Annotated in this window: 10 protein-coding genes; 4 read left to right on the plus strand and 6 right to left on the minus strand. The window is 73.1% G+C overall.

Translation table 11 applies throughout. From position 1 onward, the window contains the following. Positions 1–158: 158 nt before the first annotated feature. Positions 159–3,605 (plus strand): caspase family protein, encoded by a 3,447-nt coding sequence (locus DRB96_RS28835; RefSeq protein ID WP_162688623.1) that lies wholly within the window; start codon positions 159–161, stop codon positions 3,603–3,605. A gap of 94 nt (positions 3,606–3,699) precedes the next feature. Here DRB96_RS28835 and DRB96_RS28840 read toward each other — a convergent pair whose 3' ends face one another. Both DRB96_RS28840 and DRB96_RS28845 read right to left on the minus strand, forming a co-directional pair. Continuing rightward, complete coding sequence (locus DRB96_RS28840) at positions 3,700–6,759, minus strand: class I adenylate-forming enzyme family protein (protein WP_112451100.1); 3,060 nt, start codon at positions 6,757–6,759, stop codon at positions 3,700–3,702. 114 nt (positions 6,760–6,873) lie between these two features. Beyond that, a complete protein-coding gene (locus DRB96_RS28845; RefSeq protein ID WP_343234606.1) occupies positions 6,874–7,770 on the minus strand; it encodes an alkaline phosphatase family protein in 897 nt (298 codons plus the stop codon). Between the two features lie 175 nt (positions 7,771–7,945). Between DRB96_RS28845 and DRB96_RS28850 the strand changes: the two genes are divergently transcribed. After that, on the plus strand, positions 7,946–9,247 hold the full coding sequence (locus DRB96_RS28850; RefSeq protein ID WP_112451102.1) for a Gfo/Idh/MocA family oxidoreductase: 1,302 nt from the start codon (positions 7,946–7,948) through the stop codon (positions 9,245–9,247). Here the strand turns inward: DRB96_RS28850 and DRB96_RS28855 are convergent. Both DRB96_RS28855 and DRB96_RS28860 read right to left on the minus strand, forming a co-directional pair. Beyond that, the gene (locus tag DRB96_RS28855; RefSeq protein ID WP_112451103.1) at positions 9,234–10,022 is read right to left on the minus strand and encodes an SDR family oxidoreductase; all 789 of its coding nucleotides are present in this window, start codon (positions 10,020–10,022) and stop codon (positions 9,234–9,236) included. The two genes, DRB96_RS28850 and DRB96_RS28855, sit on opposite strands and share 14 nt — an antisense overlap. Positions 10,023–10,121: 99 nt before the next feature. Continuing rightward, positions 10,122–10,697, minus strand: coding sequence for a TetR/AcrR family transcriptional regulator (locus tag DRB96_RS28860; protein ID WP_112451104.1), 576 nt, complete (start codon positions 10,695–10,697; stop codon positions 10,122–10,124). A gap of 273 nt (positions 10,698–10,970) precedes the next feature. Here DRB96_RS28860 and DRB96_RS46360 point away from each other — a divergent pair, with 273 nt between their 5' ends. After that, complete coding sequence (locus DRB96_RS46360) at positions 10,971–11,456, plus strand: DUF6296 family protein (RefSeq protein ID WP_343234607.1); 486 nt, start codon at positions 10,971–10,973, stop codon at positions 11,454–11,456. Between the two features lie 44 nt (positions 11,457–11,500). Here DRB96_RS46360 and DRB96_RS28870 read toward each other — a convergent pair whose 3' ends face one another. Continuing rightward, on the minus strand, positions 11,501–12,388 hold the full coding sequence (locus DRB96_RS28870) for an NAD-dependent protein deacetylase (RefSeq protein ID WP_112451105.1): 888 nt from the start codon (positions 12,386–12,388) through the stop codon (positions 11,501–11,503). 164 nt (positions 12,389–12,552) lie between these two features. On the opposite strand from DRB96_RS28870, the gene DRB96_RS28875 reads away from it, so the two are divergent. Further along, a complete protein-coding gene (locus DRB96_RS28875; RefSeq protein ID WP_112451106.1) occupies positions 12,553–12,879 on the plus strand; it encodes a hypothetical protein in 327 nt (108 codons plus the stop codon). An 87-nt stretch (positions 12,880–12,966) separates the two neighbouring features. On the opposite strand, the gene DRB96_RS28880 is transcribed toward DRB96_RS28875, so the two are convergent. Further along, positions 12,967–14,244, minus strand: a complete 1,278-nt coding sequence (locus DRB96_RS28880) for an FAD-dependent oxidoreductase (RefSeq protein ID WP_112451107.1) — start codon at positions 14,242–14,244, stop codon at positions 12,967–12,969. Between the last annotated feature and the right edge of the window lie 102 nt (positions 14,245–14,346).

The following is a 14,346-nucleotide window of genomic DNA, read 5'->3' on the forward strand; positions in this document are numbered from 1 at the left end:
ACGTAGGCAGGTCGGCCGAAGTCGTCGCCGATTTCGGTGAGGGGAACTCTGTCAACGTGAACGTGACGAACTCCGGCGGACGGCCGGCGTGCTGATCTAGTGTCGATGCGCGGGGAACGGGTGCGCGTACGAGGTTGAGACGGGGAGAGGGGGCGGCCGTGGGCGATGTCGACACGGGGAATGTCGGTGTCGGTTCGGGACGCCGTTACGCGCTCGTGGTGGGCGTCTCGAACTACGCATCGGATCTTCCCGACCTGCCCGGAGCCGTGGAGGACGCCCAGCGGCTGGCCGACCGGCTGGCCTCGATGGGATACGAGCGGGTGCTGGCGGAGATCTCGGCCGATCCCACGTCGGCGGTTCTGCGGCGCGGTATCAGCGAATGGGCCGGCGAGGCCATGCTGGGACCGGACGACGTGGTGGTCGCCTACTTCAGCGGGCACGGCGTCCTGCGCGAGGGCCGGCACTACCTGCTCGGATCCGACGACGAGCCGGACCGGCGGCACTCGGGTCTCGCCGGAGCCGACCTCGTCGGCTTGGTGGCGGACAGTCTGGCGGGGCACTCGCTCACCCTCATCGACACCTGCCACGCAGGCGCCGTGGTGAACGACGTGGCGCAGTGGAGCGCCGAGTTGGGACGTGCCGGGCGTCAAGGAACAGCGAGCTGGGTGCTGACCTCTGCCCGGGGCGCCAAACCCGCATACGGCGGAGTCCTGGTGGACGCGTTGGAGGACGTCTTCGCCAGGCCGTCGGCCGGTCCGCGGCAGCGCTTTCTCGATGTGCGCGAGGTGACGGAACGGGTCAACCGGTACTTCGCCGAGCACGAGGTGCCCCAGCGGGCGGGCCTGGTGGGCCCCGGGGCAGGCGGAGCGGATCCGTTCTTCCCCAATCCCGCCTTCGTGCCCGGGCTTCCGCGCGACGCGCTCGACGTGGCGAGCGTCGTCAGGATCCGGCAGGCGCAGCAAGACCACTTCGAGCCGCGGAGCAGGGGTGTCGCGCATGCCGCGGAACCGGGGGACTTCTTCTTCGGACGCACCGAGGCGTTGACCCGGGTCGCCCAATGGCTACGGTCGCCCCACTCCGGGCGCAGGGCCCTGGTGGTCACCGGAAGTCCGGGTTCCGGCAAGAGCGCAGTGCTCGGCCGGGTGCTGGCGCTCACCGACCCGGACAGTCCCGCCCGCCTGAGCACCGCCCCCGAGGCGCTGCCGCCCCCGGACCTGACCGTCATCCCGCTGCAGGGCCGCGGCAGCACGGCCGAAACCGTCACCGCCGACTTGTCGGCGGTGCTCGACCTGCCGACCACCGACCGGGAAGGCGTCCTCAGGGCGCTGGGTGCGCGGACCGATCCCGTCGTGGTCTTGCTCGACGCCTTGGACGAGTTCGAACCGGACGAGTACCGCCGGGTCGTCGCCGACTTGGTGCGGCCGCTGACCTCCCTGCCGGCGGTCCGGCTGATCATCGGTACCCGCCGGGCTCAACTGGCCGAGCTCGGTGCGCCCGTCGACGTCATCGACCTCGACGCGCCGGAGTTCCGGGACGAGGAAGGCCTCCGGGCGTACGCGTACCACCTCCTGGTCGACGACCGGACCCGACAGAGCGCCGGCCGTCGCCGGGTGTACCGCGAGGCCCCGGCCCGTGCCGCGACCGCCGCCGAGGCCATCGCCCGCGAGGCAGGACCCTCATTCCTCGCCGCGCAGCTGGCGGCACACGCCCTTGTCCATGCAGCGGGCCCGGCGGACTCCGGACCACCGGAGCTGTCACCGGCCCAGCACCTGCCGGATCCCTTCCGTGACGCCCCGGGGTGGTTCGAGAGCTGCCTCGACCGCTTCGGCCCCGACCGGTCGCGGGTCGTACGCCTCCTGCTGCCCCTCTCCTACGCCCAGGGTCCGGGCCTGCCGATGACGCTGTGGCCCGCGATGGCGGAAGCGCTCACGCACGAGCGGTACACGGACGACGATCTGCGCAGGTTTCTCGCACGGGGAAGCGCCCTCGTCACCGAGACCGCGCTCCCGACCGGCACGGTCTACAGGCTCTTCCACCAGTTGCTTGCCGAGCACCTGCAAGGTTCCGGGCAGGACCAGGTCCGGCACCGCCGGATGGTGAGGGCCCTCACGGAACGGGTACCCGTCCTGGCGTCCGGCGAGCGGGACTGGGCCTCCGCGGACCCGTACATCCACGAGCACCTGGCCACGCACGCGGCGGCCGGCCACGTACTGGGCGACCTGCTGCAAGACGCCGGCTACCTGCGCCACGCCGCCCCGGAGCCACTGCTCCGTGCCCTCGCCGACAGCGCGGCCATCGGCCCCGCCCGGCCGCCGGGAGACAGGAGCCCCTCCGCTCCGTCCGGCCCGGACGCTCGCACGGAGGCGGCCGATCAGGCTGCCTCGCACCTCCTGTCCGCCCAGCCGAACGTCCTGGTCGTCGCGACGGAGTGGTTCTCCGCCCACGGCGGCCTGAGCACCCTCAACCGCCATCTCTGCGTGGCCCTCGCCGCCGCGGGCGCCAGGGTCTTCTGCGTCGTCCTCGGCGCCGAGGACTCCGAGGTCGCCGACGCGGCGACGAAGGGCGTCGCGCTCCTGTGTCACCCGGGTGCCCCGGGCGCGCCCGAGTACGGCAGGCTCACCCGCCGCCCCGCACTCCCGCCCGGGGTGGAGCCCGACCTGATCATCGGGCACGCGCGCATCACCGGTCCGGCCGCAGCCCACCTGCATGAGGACTTCTTCCCGGGGGCCCGGCGGCTGCACTTCGTCCACATGGCACCGGACGAGATCGAATGGCACAAGCTCGACGACACCACGGACAAGGCGGATCGAGCGGAGGAGCGCACCGAGATCGAACGCCGGTTGGGCGCTTCCGCCCACCGCGTCGTCGCGGTGGGCCCCCGTCTGCACGCCCGGTTCCGCAACGAACTCTGCGACACCGAAGCGCCGGAGCCCTTGAGGCTCGACCCGGGCTTCGACCTCCCGGGTTCGACCCTGCCGACCGTGCGTACCCCGCCTCCCGGCAGTCCGCACAAGGTGCTGCTGCTCGGCCGGACCGACGACGCCCGGCTCAAGGGAGTCGACCTGGCGGCTCGTGCCTGCGGCTTGGTGCACGACCTGCGCACCAAGGCATCGGCCGAGCCGATCGAACTCGTCGTGCGCGGCGCACCGCGCACGACGGCCGACGTCCAGCAGGACACCATCCGCACGTGGTCGGGCAACCCGGGCCTCCCGGTGGTCGTGCGTGCCTACTCGAGCGAGCCCGGCCGTCTGGAGGCCGACATGATGCGGGCGAGCGTGGTCGTGATGCCCTCACGCTCCGAGGGGTTCGGGCTGGTGGGCCGGGAGGCGATCATCCGCGGCGTACCGATTCTGGTGAGCGCGAACAGCGGACTGGCCCAGCTGCTGCGCGAGCACCTGGGCGACGACGCCGACCACCTGATCGTTCCGATGACCGGGAAGGACGACGAGGACGCCGCGGTGTGGGCCGCACGGATCGAGAAGTGCTTGGTCGACCGGGAAGCCGCCTTCACCCGCATCGCCGCCGCGCGCGGCCGGCTCGCCGCCCGCGTCACGTGGGCCGGCGCCGCCGCGCTCGTACTGGGGGAGGCGCCGCCCCGGGCGTGACGGCGTCGCGGCCACCCCTGCTCCGCAGCTCCCGCCGGAGGCGCCGAAAGCGCGGGGCGAGCGGCGGCTCGCCCGAGGTCGAGTACGTCCCCCGTCAGCCGCAGGCTGTGGTCAGGGCGGCGGTGAACTCCTCGGCCAGTTCGGTGATGACGGGAAGGTCGAAGGCCAGCGCGTTGTACTGCAGCCAGCACCGCAGGGCGCCGTCCGGCTGTTCGACCACGGTCAGCTCGGGCACGCCGCGGTCGCCGCCCGGCAGTGGCCAGGGCACGGTGCTCCCGCGCGGCAGCTCCCAGGGCTCGCAGGCCAGGCCGGGCAGTTGCGCGGGCGCGGCCCACGCCTCGTAGCGGAGCCAGGCCGCGAACGGCACGGACGGGCTGAACTCGGCGAACGGGTACAGCTGGTGGTCCAGGGCCTCGCTGTAGACCGCCCGCAGCCGGTCCACCAGCTCGGCGAAACCGGGTCCCCCGCTCGCGTCCACCCGCAGCAGCAGCGACTGGACGAAGCAGCCCACCGTGCGCTCGGCGTCCGGGCGCGGTCGGCCGGGCACCGGGGTCATCACCACCAGGTCGGGACGGCCGCTGCGGCTCGCCAGCAGTCCGGTCCAGGCCGCCGTGACGGCCAGGAAGGGGGTGGCGCCCAGCTCGGCCGCCCGGGCCCGCAGGGCTTCGGCCAGCGCTGGAGGCACCTCGAACTCGTGGGCCTGGGTGAGTACTTCGTCCACCGTGCGGCGGCCGGCGAACTGCTCGACGGCCTCCGGCGCCCCGGCCAGCGCGGTCCCGAAGTGGGCCCGGGAGGCCGGCCAGTGCGCGTTCGCCCAGTCCACCAACTCCTGGTAGCCCGGGCCCGAGCGGGCCGGCGGGGCCGACCGGCCCCGGCGCAGCGCGGAGTAGAACACCCCGAGGTCGGCCAGCAGCACGCCGACCGACCAGCCGTCGGAGACCATGTGGTGCACCGCGACCAGCACCACGTGGTCGGTCTCCGACCGGCTGACCACCAGGAGGCGCGCCATCGGGTCACGGGCGAGGTCGGTGAGGCGGTCGCGTTCGGCCAGCAGCAGGGCGTCCACCTCCGCGTCCGTGGCCCCCGGGGCCCGGGTCAGCGTGATCCGCACCCGGGGCTCCTCGTCCAGCACCGCCCGTACGACCCCCTCTCCCGCCGCCTCGAACCGGGTCCGCAGCGCCGGATGGCGCCGGACCACCTCGGTGAGCGCCAGGCCCAGGGTCTCCGGTTCCAGCCGGTCGGCCACCCGGAACAGCGCCGTCACCGCGCCGGCGTCCCGCCCGGGGGCCTCGGCCATCCAGCGGAAGAAGTTCTCCTGCTGCGAGGTGAGTGCGACGGCGTGCGGCTGCGCGCGGAGCGCGGTCAGGTAGGGCGTCACCGTCTCCGGTGCGGCAGGCGTTCCGTCCGCGGCAGCCCGCCGCCGGTCGGGGTGGTCGACCCAAGCGGCCTGGGAGCGCAGCGAGGGCCGTTCGAAGACCACGGCGGTGCTCGCCCGGACCCCGAACTCGCCGCTGATGCCCGTGGCGAGCTGGACCGCCCGGAAGGAGTCGCCGCCGAGCGCGAAGAACTCGGCGGCCACGTCGGTGACCGGCCGGCCGAGCAGGCGCCGCCAGAGTCCGGCCAACCGCAGTTCCGTCGGCGTGGCCGGGGCGACCGCGGGACCGTCGGACTCCGCGGGCGCGTCGAACAGCGGGCGGAGCCGGTGCTTGACCACCTTGCCGCTCGGGTTCCTGGGCAGGTCGCCGGCGAGCAGGATCCGGACCGGCAGTTCGGGCCGGCTCAACCGGGCGCTCAGGAACAGCCGGAGCTCGTCCAGATCCAGACCGCCGGGTCCGGCCACCACGACCGCCACCGGGACGGCGCCCATCACGGGGTGCGGCAGGCCGAGCGCGGCGGCGTCGGCGACCGCGGGGTGCTCGTGCAGCGCCTCCTCGATCCGCAGCGTGGAGACCTTCAGCGCACCGCTCTTGATGACGTCGCTCTCCCGGTCGACCAGGTACAGGTGGCCGTCCGCGTCGAGGCGTCCGACATCGCCCATCCGCACCCAGCCGTCCCGGAACACCCGGGCGCTCTCCCCGGCGGCGCCCAGGTAGCCGCGCGCCGGTCCGGGCTGGCGCAACCAGACCTCGCCGACCTGCCCGGCGGGCAGCGGGAGCCCCTCCGCGTCGAGGATCCGTACGTCACGGGGGTCCGCCGGGCGGCCCAGCGAGCCCGGGCGGCGGGTGTCGACCACGGTGGAGATCTGCGCGGGCGAGGCCTCGGCGGAGGTGTAGGTGTTGACCAGCGTCGCGCCCGGCAGCGCCGCGGCCAGCGAGGCCGCCACCGGTACGGGCAGTGCGGCGGCGGATGAGTTGACCAGGCGCAGACTGCTCAGGTCGTACCGCCCGGCGGTGCCCGCGTTGACCAGTTCGATCGCCATCGAGGGCACCAGGAAGGCGGTGCCGATCCCGAACTTCTCGACCGCGATGCCGAACTGGTCCGCGTCGAAGCGCGGCAGGCTGAGCGTGGTGGGCGCGGCGGTCAGTGCGCCCAGCAGCATCACCTGGCCCGCGTTGGTCCCGATCGGGAAGGCGTGCAGGGCGTGCCGCGAGTGCGCGTAGGCGCGGCGGCGGGGGTGGGCGGCCAGGCCGGCGGTCAGGTTTCCGGGCGCGGCGAGCACGCCCTTGGGCGCGCCGGTGGTGCCCGAGGTGCCGATCACCTGGGCCGGGTCGGCCGGGCCGACCCGGTGCGGCGGGCCGGCCGGCGGCTCGGGGTGCGCCGCCAGCAGGGCGTCCAGGCACAGGTCCACCAGGCCCTGGACGGTGCGGAGTTCACCGTCCCGCAGGACCGTGCCGGCTTCGGCCAGCACGGCCAGGGCGGCGACATCGGTCTCGGACAGGTCCTCGCGGACCGGTACGGGCACCCCGCCCGCGTACTGGACGGCGAGGAAGGCGACGGCGTACCGCTCCCAGCGCGCGTTGGAGAACCGCAGCACCACCCGGTCGCCCGGCTCGACCCCGGCGGCGGCCAGCCCGACGGCAGCGCGCAGCGCCTCCTCGCGCCACCGGCGGTAGCTGAGTTCACCGCCGCCGACGACCTGCAGCGCCACGTGGTCCGGGTGTTCGGTGGCCCGCGCGTCGAGGAGCTCCGGGACGGTCGTCGCGGCGGGCGGCATGGTGGTGTCGATGGTGTTCTCCGGTGCGATTCGGTGGGATTCGGTGGGAGGCTCGGAGATGTGTATAAGAGGCGGGTCGGGGGGAGGCGGCTGCAGTGGCGGCGGGCCTCTCGGTCAGACCCCGGCCGGAGCGGGGGTGAGGGGCGCGGATGCGGGCGTGGAGAAGGGGCTGCCGTCGAGCGTCCAGTGCGAGTCGGCCGCGCGGCCGAGGGAGGCGTACACCTGGGCGGCGACGTCCTCGAAGCGCAGCGGGCGGGAGGGGGGTCGCGCGGGGATGTCCGGTCCGCAGCAGGCGACCCAGGCGCTCCGCTCCTGCGGGGTGCGTCCACCGTGACCGCCTTCGTCCCGGTGGCCGTGGTCGGTGACGGCGATCACCGTCCAGGACTCGCGGGCGTACACGGGGCGCGAGCGGACGGCGGTGAGCAGTCTGCCGAGGCGTTCGTCGGCCCGCTCGATGGCCCGCAGGTAGGCGCTGCCACAGCCGAGCAGGTGGCCGGTCTCGTCCACCGCGCCGAGGTAGACGAAGGAGACCTCGGGGTCGTCGGTGGCCAGGACGCGGACGGCGTCGTCGGTGACCTGGTCGTCGCAGGCGTCCCAGTCCTCGCTCGTGTCGGCGCGCGGAGCGATGTAGGAGAGACGGCCGGGGGCGGCGAACAGCGGGCCGCCCTGCCGCGCGAGGAACAGGGGCTCCCAGCCGCCGGCCACGAAGGTCTTGCGGCCGTCCTCCTGTGCCAGGCGCGTGGCGAAGTCCGGGAAGACGTCCAGCCGATTGCCCCCGAAGTGGTTGCCGTACACGCCGTGCTTGGCCACGCCCACGCCGGTGGCGATGGTGGTCCAGCACGGGCCCGACATCGTGGGCGTGGCCTCGTCGATCTCGATCCGGCCGAGGAATCCGGCGTCGGCGACCGCGTCGAGGTGCGGTGTCGGTACGGCCCGGAGCAGGTCGAGGCGGACGCCGTCGATGCCTACGACCAGGACGCGGCGCCGGGGGCTGCTGGGTGAGGGCGACAAGGGTCGGCTCCCGTCTTCGGTGGGGTTCGCCAGGCCCGCTCCTCGGGGAGTGGGCTGAACGAGTCGAATCATTCGCTCATGAATCTTGACCGTCAAGAGCATCTGAACGAATGATCGAAACGTTCAGTTCGCGAGCATGAGGATCGGCTGACGGCCCCCGCGTTATGGTCGCCGCATGCCACCTGTCTCGCTGCTCGTCATCGGCGCCGGTGAACGCGGAACCGGATACGCCCGGTGGGCCCTTGACCACCCGGACCGTGCGACCGTCGTCGCCGTCGCCGAACCCCGCGAGGTGCGCCGTACCCGCTTCGCGGCGACGCACGGCATCGCTCCCGAGGGCGCGGTCGCCGACTGGAAGGACGTCCTCGCCCGCGGCAAGATCGCTGACGCGGTGCTCATCTGCACGCCCGACAGGCTGCACGTGGAACCGGCCGTGGCCTTCGCCGCCCTCGGCTACCCCATCCTGTTGGAGAAGCCGATGGCCCTCGACGAGGACGGGTGCCGGGAGATCGTCGCGGCCGTCGAGAGGTCCGGGGTGATGCTCGCCGTCGGTCACGTGCTGCGCTACACCCCTTACACGCGCACCCTCAAACAGCTCGTCGACTCCGGGCGGATCGGTGACATCGTCAGTGTCCAGCACCTGGAGCCCGTCGGCTTCTGGCACCAGGCGCACTCCTTCGTGCGCGGCAACTGGCGCCGCCACGACGAGTCGACCTCCATGCTCATGGCCAAGTCCTGCCACGACCTGGACTGGTTGCAGTACATCATCGGCAGCCCGCCCGCCCGGGTGTCCAGCTTCGGCCGCCTGTCCCACTTCACCGCGGCCAACCGGCCCGCCGGCGCCGCCGACCGCTGCCCGGACTGCGCCGTCGAGCCCGGCTGCCCGTACTCCGCCCGGCGGCTGTACGGCGGCATGCTCGACCGGGGAGAGCATGTCTGGCCGCTCAGCGTCGTCGTGGACGAGTTCACCCCCTCCGTGCTCGACGATGCCCTGCGCACCGGCCCGTACGGCCGGTGCGTGTACGCCTGTGACAACGACGTCGTCGACCACCAGGTCGTCGCCATGGAGTTCCCCGGCGGGGCCACCGCCACCTTCACCATGACCGCCTTCACCGAGTTGACCAACCGCCGCACCCGGATCTTCGGCACGCGCGGCGAGCTGACCGGCGACGGCGAGACCATCCGCGTGTACGACTTCCTCACCCGCGCCGAGGAAACCGTCACGCCCGCCGGGCAGGGCGGGGTGACGGCCGCTGACGGCCACGGCGGAGGCGACGCGGGACTGATGGACGCCTTCGTGGGAGCCGTCGCCACCGGGGACCGCGGCCTCGTCACGTCCGGCGCGCGCGAGTCCCTGGCCGGCCACCTCGCGGTCCTCGCGGCCGAACGCGCCCGGCACGGCGGCACCGTGGAACCGGTGCCGGGCACGATCCGTGAGAGCCGGTCAGCCCGGCCCGGCCGGGCTAGCCGGCCTTGAGGGTGCCGCCGTCGATGACGTGGTCGGCGCCGTGGATGTTGGCGGCGCGTTCGGACAGCAGGAAGGCGACCAGGTCGGCCACCTCTTCGGGTGTGGTGATGCGTCCCGACGCGAGGCCGAACTGCCCGGGAATGTTCGCGAGCAGATCGCCGTGGCTGACGCCGTAGGCCTCGGCCACCTTGCCGCCGAAGCCGTTCGGGTCGGTCCACAGCGGGCTCGCGACGACACCGGGGGAGACGGTGTTGACGCGCACGCCGCGCGGTGCCAGTTCCTCGCTGAGCCGCTTGCTCAGCTGGTTCAGTGCCGCCTTGGCCTCCGCGTAGCCGACCGGTGAACCGGCGGGCACGCGGGCGTTGATCGACGAGATGTTGACGATCGCCCCCCTGCGCTCCAGGATGCTCGGCAACGCAGCCCGGGTCGTCCAGACCGCGCTGAACAGGTTGAGGTCGAAGATGGTCTGCCACTGCTCGTCGTCCACGTCGAGGAAGCCGCCCAGGGACAGCGCGTCCGGATCGCCCGCGCCGACGTTGTTGACGAGGAAGTCGATCCCGCCGACCGCGTCGATCGCCTCCTCGACCACCTTCGTCGCCCCGTCGCGCGTGCTCAGGTCGACCGACACGGTGGCGGCGGCGGCCTTCTCCAGCTCGGGGGTGATGGTGCGCGCGGCGCCCACCACCCTGACGCCCTCCGCGGCCAGTGCCTGGGTGATGGCGAGGCCGATGCCGCGGCCCGCGCCGGTGACGAGAGCGGTCTTTCCGTTGATTCCGAGGTCCATGACTCTCCTTCTTGGGGTGGCTTTCTTGGGCTGGAGGTTTTCTTGACCCACAGGTCAAGAATCAGGGCGTAAAAAATGCCCCCGTCGGGGCACGGCGGGTCAGAGGCCCGCCAGGGCGGTGTCGATGATCCCGTGAAGGGTCGGCCTGTCGAAGGTCTTGGCCATGACGCGCAGCCCCACGATGGTGTTCAGGAGGAACTGCGCCTGCGCCCTGGCGTCGACCTCGGGGGCGACATCGCCGTCGCGCTGCCCCTGCTCGATGCGGGCGGTGAGGTGCTGGATGGTGTGCTGCCCCATGCGGTGGACCGCCTGGGTGGCCTCCGCGTCCCGCCCGCCGAGCTCCAGGGCGGTGTTGGCGCCCAGGCAGCCGCGCCTGACCGGCCCGTTCAGGTCCGTGTCCACGAGGAGGGTCAGGTAGTCGCGGATGCACTGCTTGGTCGAGCTCGGCCGTGCGAGGAACTCCTCGGTCATCTCGGAGCCGGCGCGATCGTAGAGCTCGAGGGCCTTGCCGAACAGCTCGCGCTTGGATCCGAAGGCGTGGTACAGGCTGCCCTTGGCCACACCGGTGGCCGCGGCGAGATCGGCCGGGGAGGTGCCGGCGTAGCCGTTGGTCCAGAACGCCTCCATCGCCTGTGCGATGACCGCGTCCGGTTCGAAGTTCCTCGGCCTGCCCATGACCGCACGCTATCCATTCTTGACCCACAGGTCAAGAATGGATGTCCTGATCGATTCGGCTGGCCGGGGGCCGGCCCACTTGCGATCGACACCACCGGTCCGGCGGCGCAGGATGGAAGGGACGGACGCATTCCGGCTGCCCGCGTCGCCTGTGGTGGCGGGTGCCCGGACCGACGGATCACCACGACCACCCGCAGGCCGAGGACTGCCCGACGGGCGCCGAGGCGGAGGTCGGAGCGGGTGAGGGGCCACCAGCGCAGATGGGAGAGAAGGATGGGAGAAGCGGCAGAAGGCGTACGCCCCGCTCCCGACGGTCCCGCGAAGGCGTCTCCTCCGCAGCACCGGGGCGGAGTCGTCGATGATCACGGGCGGGCCCCGGGGGCCGCATCCCGGGTGGGCACGGGCTCGACCGCGCCGCCGTCCGACCCCGAGCGGGTCGCGAACGCCAACGCCAACGCCGAAAACCTCGGCGGCGACCTCGGCGGAGCACCCCGACCCGCCGCGCATCCGGTGGTGAACGATCCGGCGGGCGGGATCCGGCGCGCGTTCGAGCTGGTGTTCCCCGACGGGGGCGAGGGCGGCCCGGACACCGTGGAGGTGACCGTCACCGGCCGGACGGGGCCGGGAGGCCATCCCGTGTACGAGGACGCCACCGGCATCATCCAGGCGGAGATCAGCGACCGATCGGAAGTGCGCGTCCTGGCCACCGGGGCCGGCCAGGAGCCGCCCCACGGGGTCACCGCGCGCCCCTTGCGCTGACCAGGTCGCGGGCCCCGGGCCGTCGACCGGCCCCGGGCTGCCCCTCAAGGGGCGACGGGAACGTCCAACCGTTCGGCCAGGGTCGTGAGCGTCGCCCCCAGGGGGAGCGCGATCCGCGTGACGGCGTGGCGGTCGCCGCGGGTCGGATCCCGGTTGACGATCAGTACGGGCTTCCCGGCCTCGGCCGCCTGGCGGACGAACCTGAGCCCGGACATCACCGTCAGCGAGGAACCCAGTACGAGCAAAGAGGTCGCCGCGTCGACCAGTTCGCGGCAGCGCCCGACCCGCACCGGCGGCACGGACTCGCCGAAGAACACCACGTCCGGCTTGAGGACTCCCCCGCACGTCGCACAGGGCACCGGGCGGAAGTCCCCGACCTGCTCGTCGGTGAGGTCGGCGTCACCGTCCGGGTTCAGTCCGGCGGCCACCGGCTCGAAGCCCGCGTTGGCCTCCTCCAGCCGCCGGGCGAGTTCACGGCGGGCGCTGAGGGCGCCGCAGGACAGGCAGACGACCCGGTCCAGGCTTCCGTGGAGTTCCACCACTCCCTCGCTGCCGGCGGCCTGGTGCAGGCCGTCGACGTTCTGGGTGATCACGCCCGAGACCATCCCGGACAGCCCGAACGCCGCGACGGCCCGGTGCCCGGCGTTGGGCCTCGCGTGCCCGAACGTCCGCCAGCCGAGGTGGCCGCGCGCCCAGTACCGGCGCCGGGCCTGAGCGCTGGCGGTGAACTCCTGGTAGGTCATGGGCGTGTGCCGGCGCAGGCTTCCGCGCTCGCCCCGGTAGTCGGGGATGCCCGACTCCGTGGACATCCCGGCCCCGCTGAGCACCAGCACCCCGCCGGCCCGCAGCGCGTCGGCGACCGGGCCCGGGTCCGTGGTGCCGGGTGGCAGGTCCGCGGTCGGGGTCCAGCTCAGGGTGGGGCGCGTACGCATGCCGCCAGCGTACTGAACGGCCGGACGGCGGGCACGGGACGGGCACGGGACCGGTACGGGACCGGCCCGCGACCGGGACGCCCGGACCCGCCCCCTACGGGTTCATGAGGCAGAACGAGGGCAGGAGGACGACATCCAAGCTCCGGACCAAACGAGGAGTCGCCATGACCACCTTCGTCATCACCGTTCCCGGCACGTTCATCTCGGGCATCACCGACTCGGAGCGCTCGGACCTCGAACGGGAACTGGCCTCACAGCACACCGACGTCAGTGAGAGCCGGGGCTTGGACCTCCTCACGCTCAACGAGGGCGGTACGTTCTCCATCCGCCTCGAAGTGGACGCCCCGGACCGCTACGAGGCGGAACTCGACGCCACGAGGCTCGTCTCGACCGCGCTGGAGGAAGCGGGGATCGCGACGTCCGAAGCCCCGCTCGGGCCGCCGGTCGTCACCGGCATCGACAGCGACCTTTCGTTGCCGCGCGACGACTGACGACGGAACTCGTACGGTCGGGTTCCCGGTTCCCGGTTCCGGGATCCGGGAACCGCCCCGGGTCCCGGTCGGCGACGGCCGAGCCGATCAGCACGGTCGCGCCGCGCGGGACGCCCCCCGCACCGTGGCGCCGCCGCGGATCGATTGCGCCGGCGGCCGCTCGCGCAGCGCCCCGTACGCGATGAAGTAGGCCGGCACCCGGTTCAGCCACCGCGAGTCGGTGACGAGCTCCGTCAGCCGCTTCGCCACCTGCGGGTGGCCGAACGCGACGCGCCCGGCCAGCAGGGGTTCGATGACCTGGGCGTGGGCCAGGCGCTGCAGGCCCTGGGTCGCCACGGTCGTGGGCATGCGGCGGAGCTGTACGCGGCGCACGTCGTGCAGCCCGACCGTCCCCGCGCGCAGCGGTTCCACGAGGTGGCGGGCCGCGGCCACCGCGTCCTGCACGGCGAGGTTGATGCCGATGCCGAAGACCGGCGACATGGCGTGCGCGGCGTCGCCGATGCACAGCAGTCCCGGCCGGTGCCAGCGGCGCAGCCGGTCCAGCCGTACGTCGAGCAGCTTGACCTCGTCCCAGGAGGCGACCGAGTGCTCCCGGTCGGCCAGCCACGGGACGGCCTGTGTGAACTGGGCCATGAACCGGTCCAGGCCTTCGGCGCGGCGCTCTGCATCGGTCCCCTTCGGGATGAGGCCCGCGCACTGCCAGTAGTCCCCGCGGTCGATGAGCGCGCTGAAGAACCGCTCGCTCAGGCCTCCCACGAGCCCGCTGGGATCGCTCTCATGGCGCGGCAGCCGGAACCACCAGGCGTCCATCGGGCACGGGAAGCTCTCCAGGCCGAGCTCGGGCAGCACCCTGGCGAAGGATCCGCGGCCGTCGCAGGCCACCGTCAGTGTGGCCCTGAGCTCGCCCTCGGCGCCGTTCGCGGTGCGGTACCGCACGCCCGCGACCCGGCCGCCTTCCATCAGGAAGGACGTCGCCTCCGTGTCCATGCGCAGCCGGAAGGAAGGCTCCTTGCCCGCCTCGTCGGCGAGCAGGTCGAGCAGGTCCCACTGCGGCACCATCGCGATGTAGTTGTACTTCCCGTGCAGCGCCCCGATGTTCCCGACCGTGACGAGGGAGCGGTCCGGCCCGATGGGCAACTGCACCGAGGTCACGCGCCGCTGCGGCAGCCGGGCGAACCGTACGGCGAGGCCGATGTCGTCCAGCAGCGACAGGGTGGACGGGTGCACGGTGTCGCCGCGGAAATCGCGCAGGAAGTCGCCGTGCTTCTCCAGTACGGTGACCTCCACCCCGGCCCGGGCCAGCAGCAGGGCCAGCACCATCCCGGCGGGCCCGCCTCCCACCACACAGCAGGTCGTACGCTCCACGGAAACCACTTCCTTCGCCGGCATCGGGTCAGCCCGACGACGTATACCCCACCGGGCGGCGGCGATCGCGGAAGCGCGGTGCGAGTCGGCCGATCGCGGCGC

Source organism: Streptomyces sp. ICC1, from assembly GCF_003287935.1.
Classification (GTDB): domain Bacteria; phylum Actinomycetota; class Actinomycetes; order Streptomycetales; family Streptomycetaceae; genus Streptomyces; species Streptomyces tritrimontium.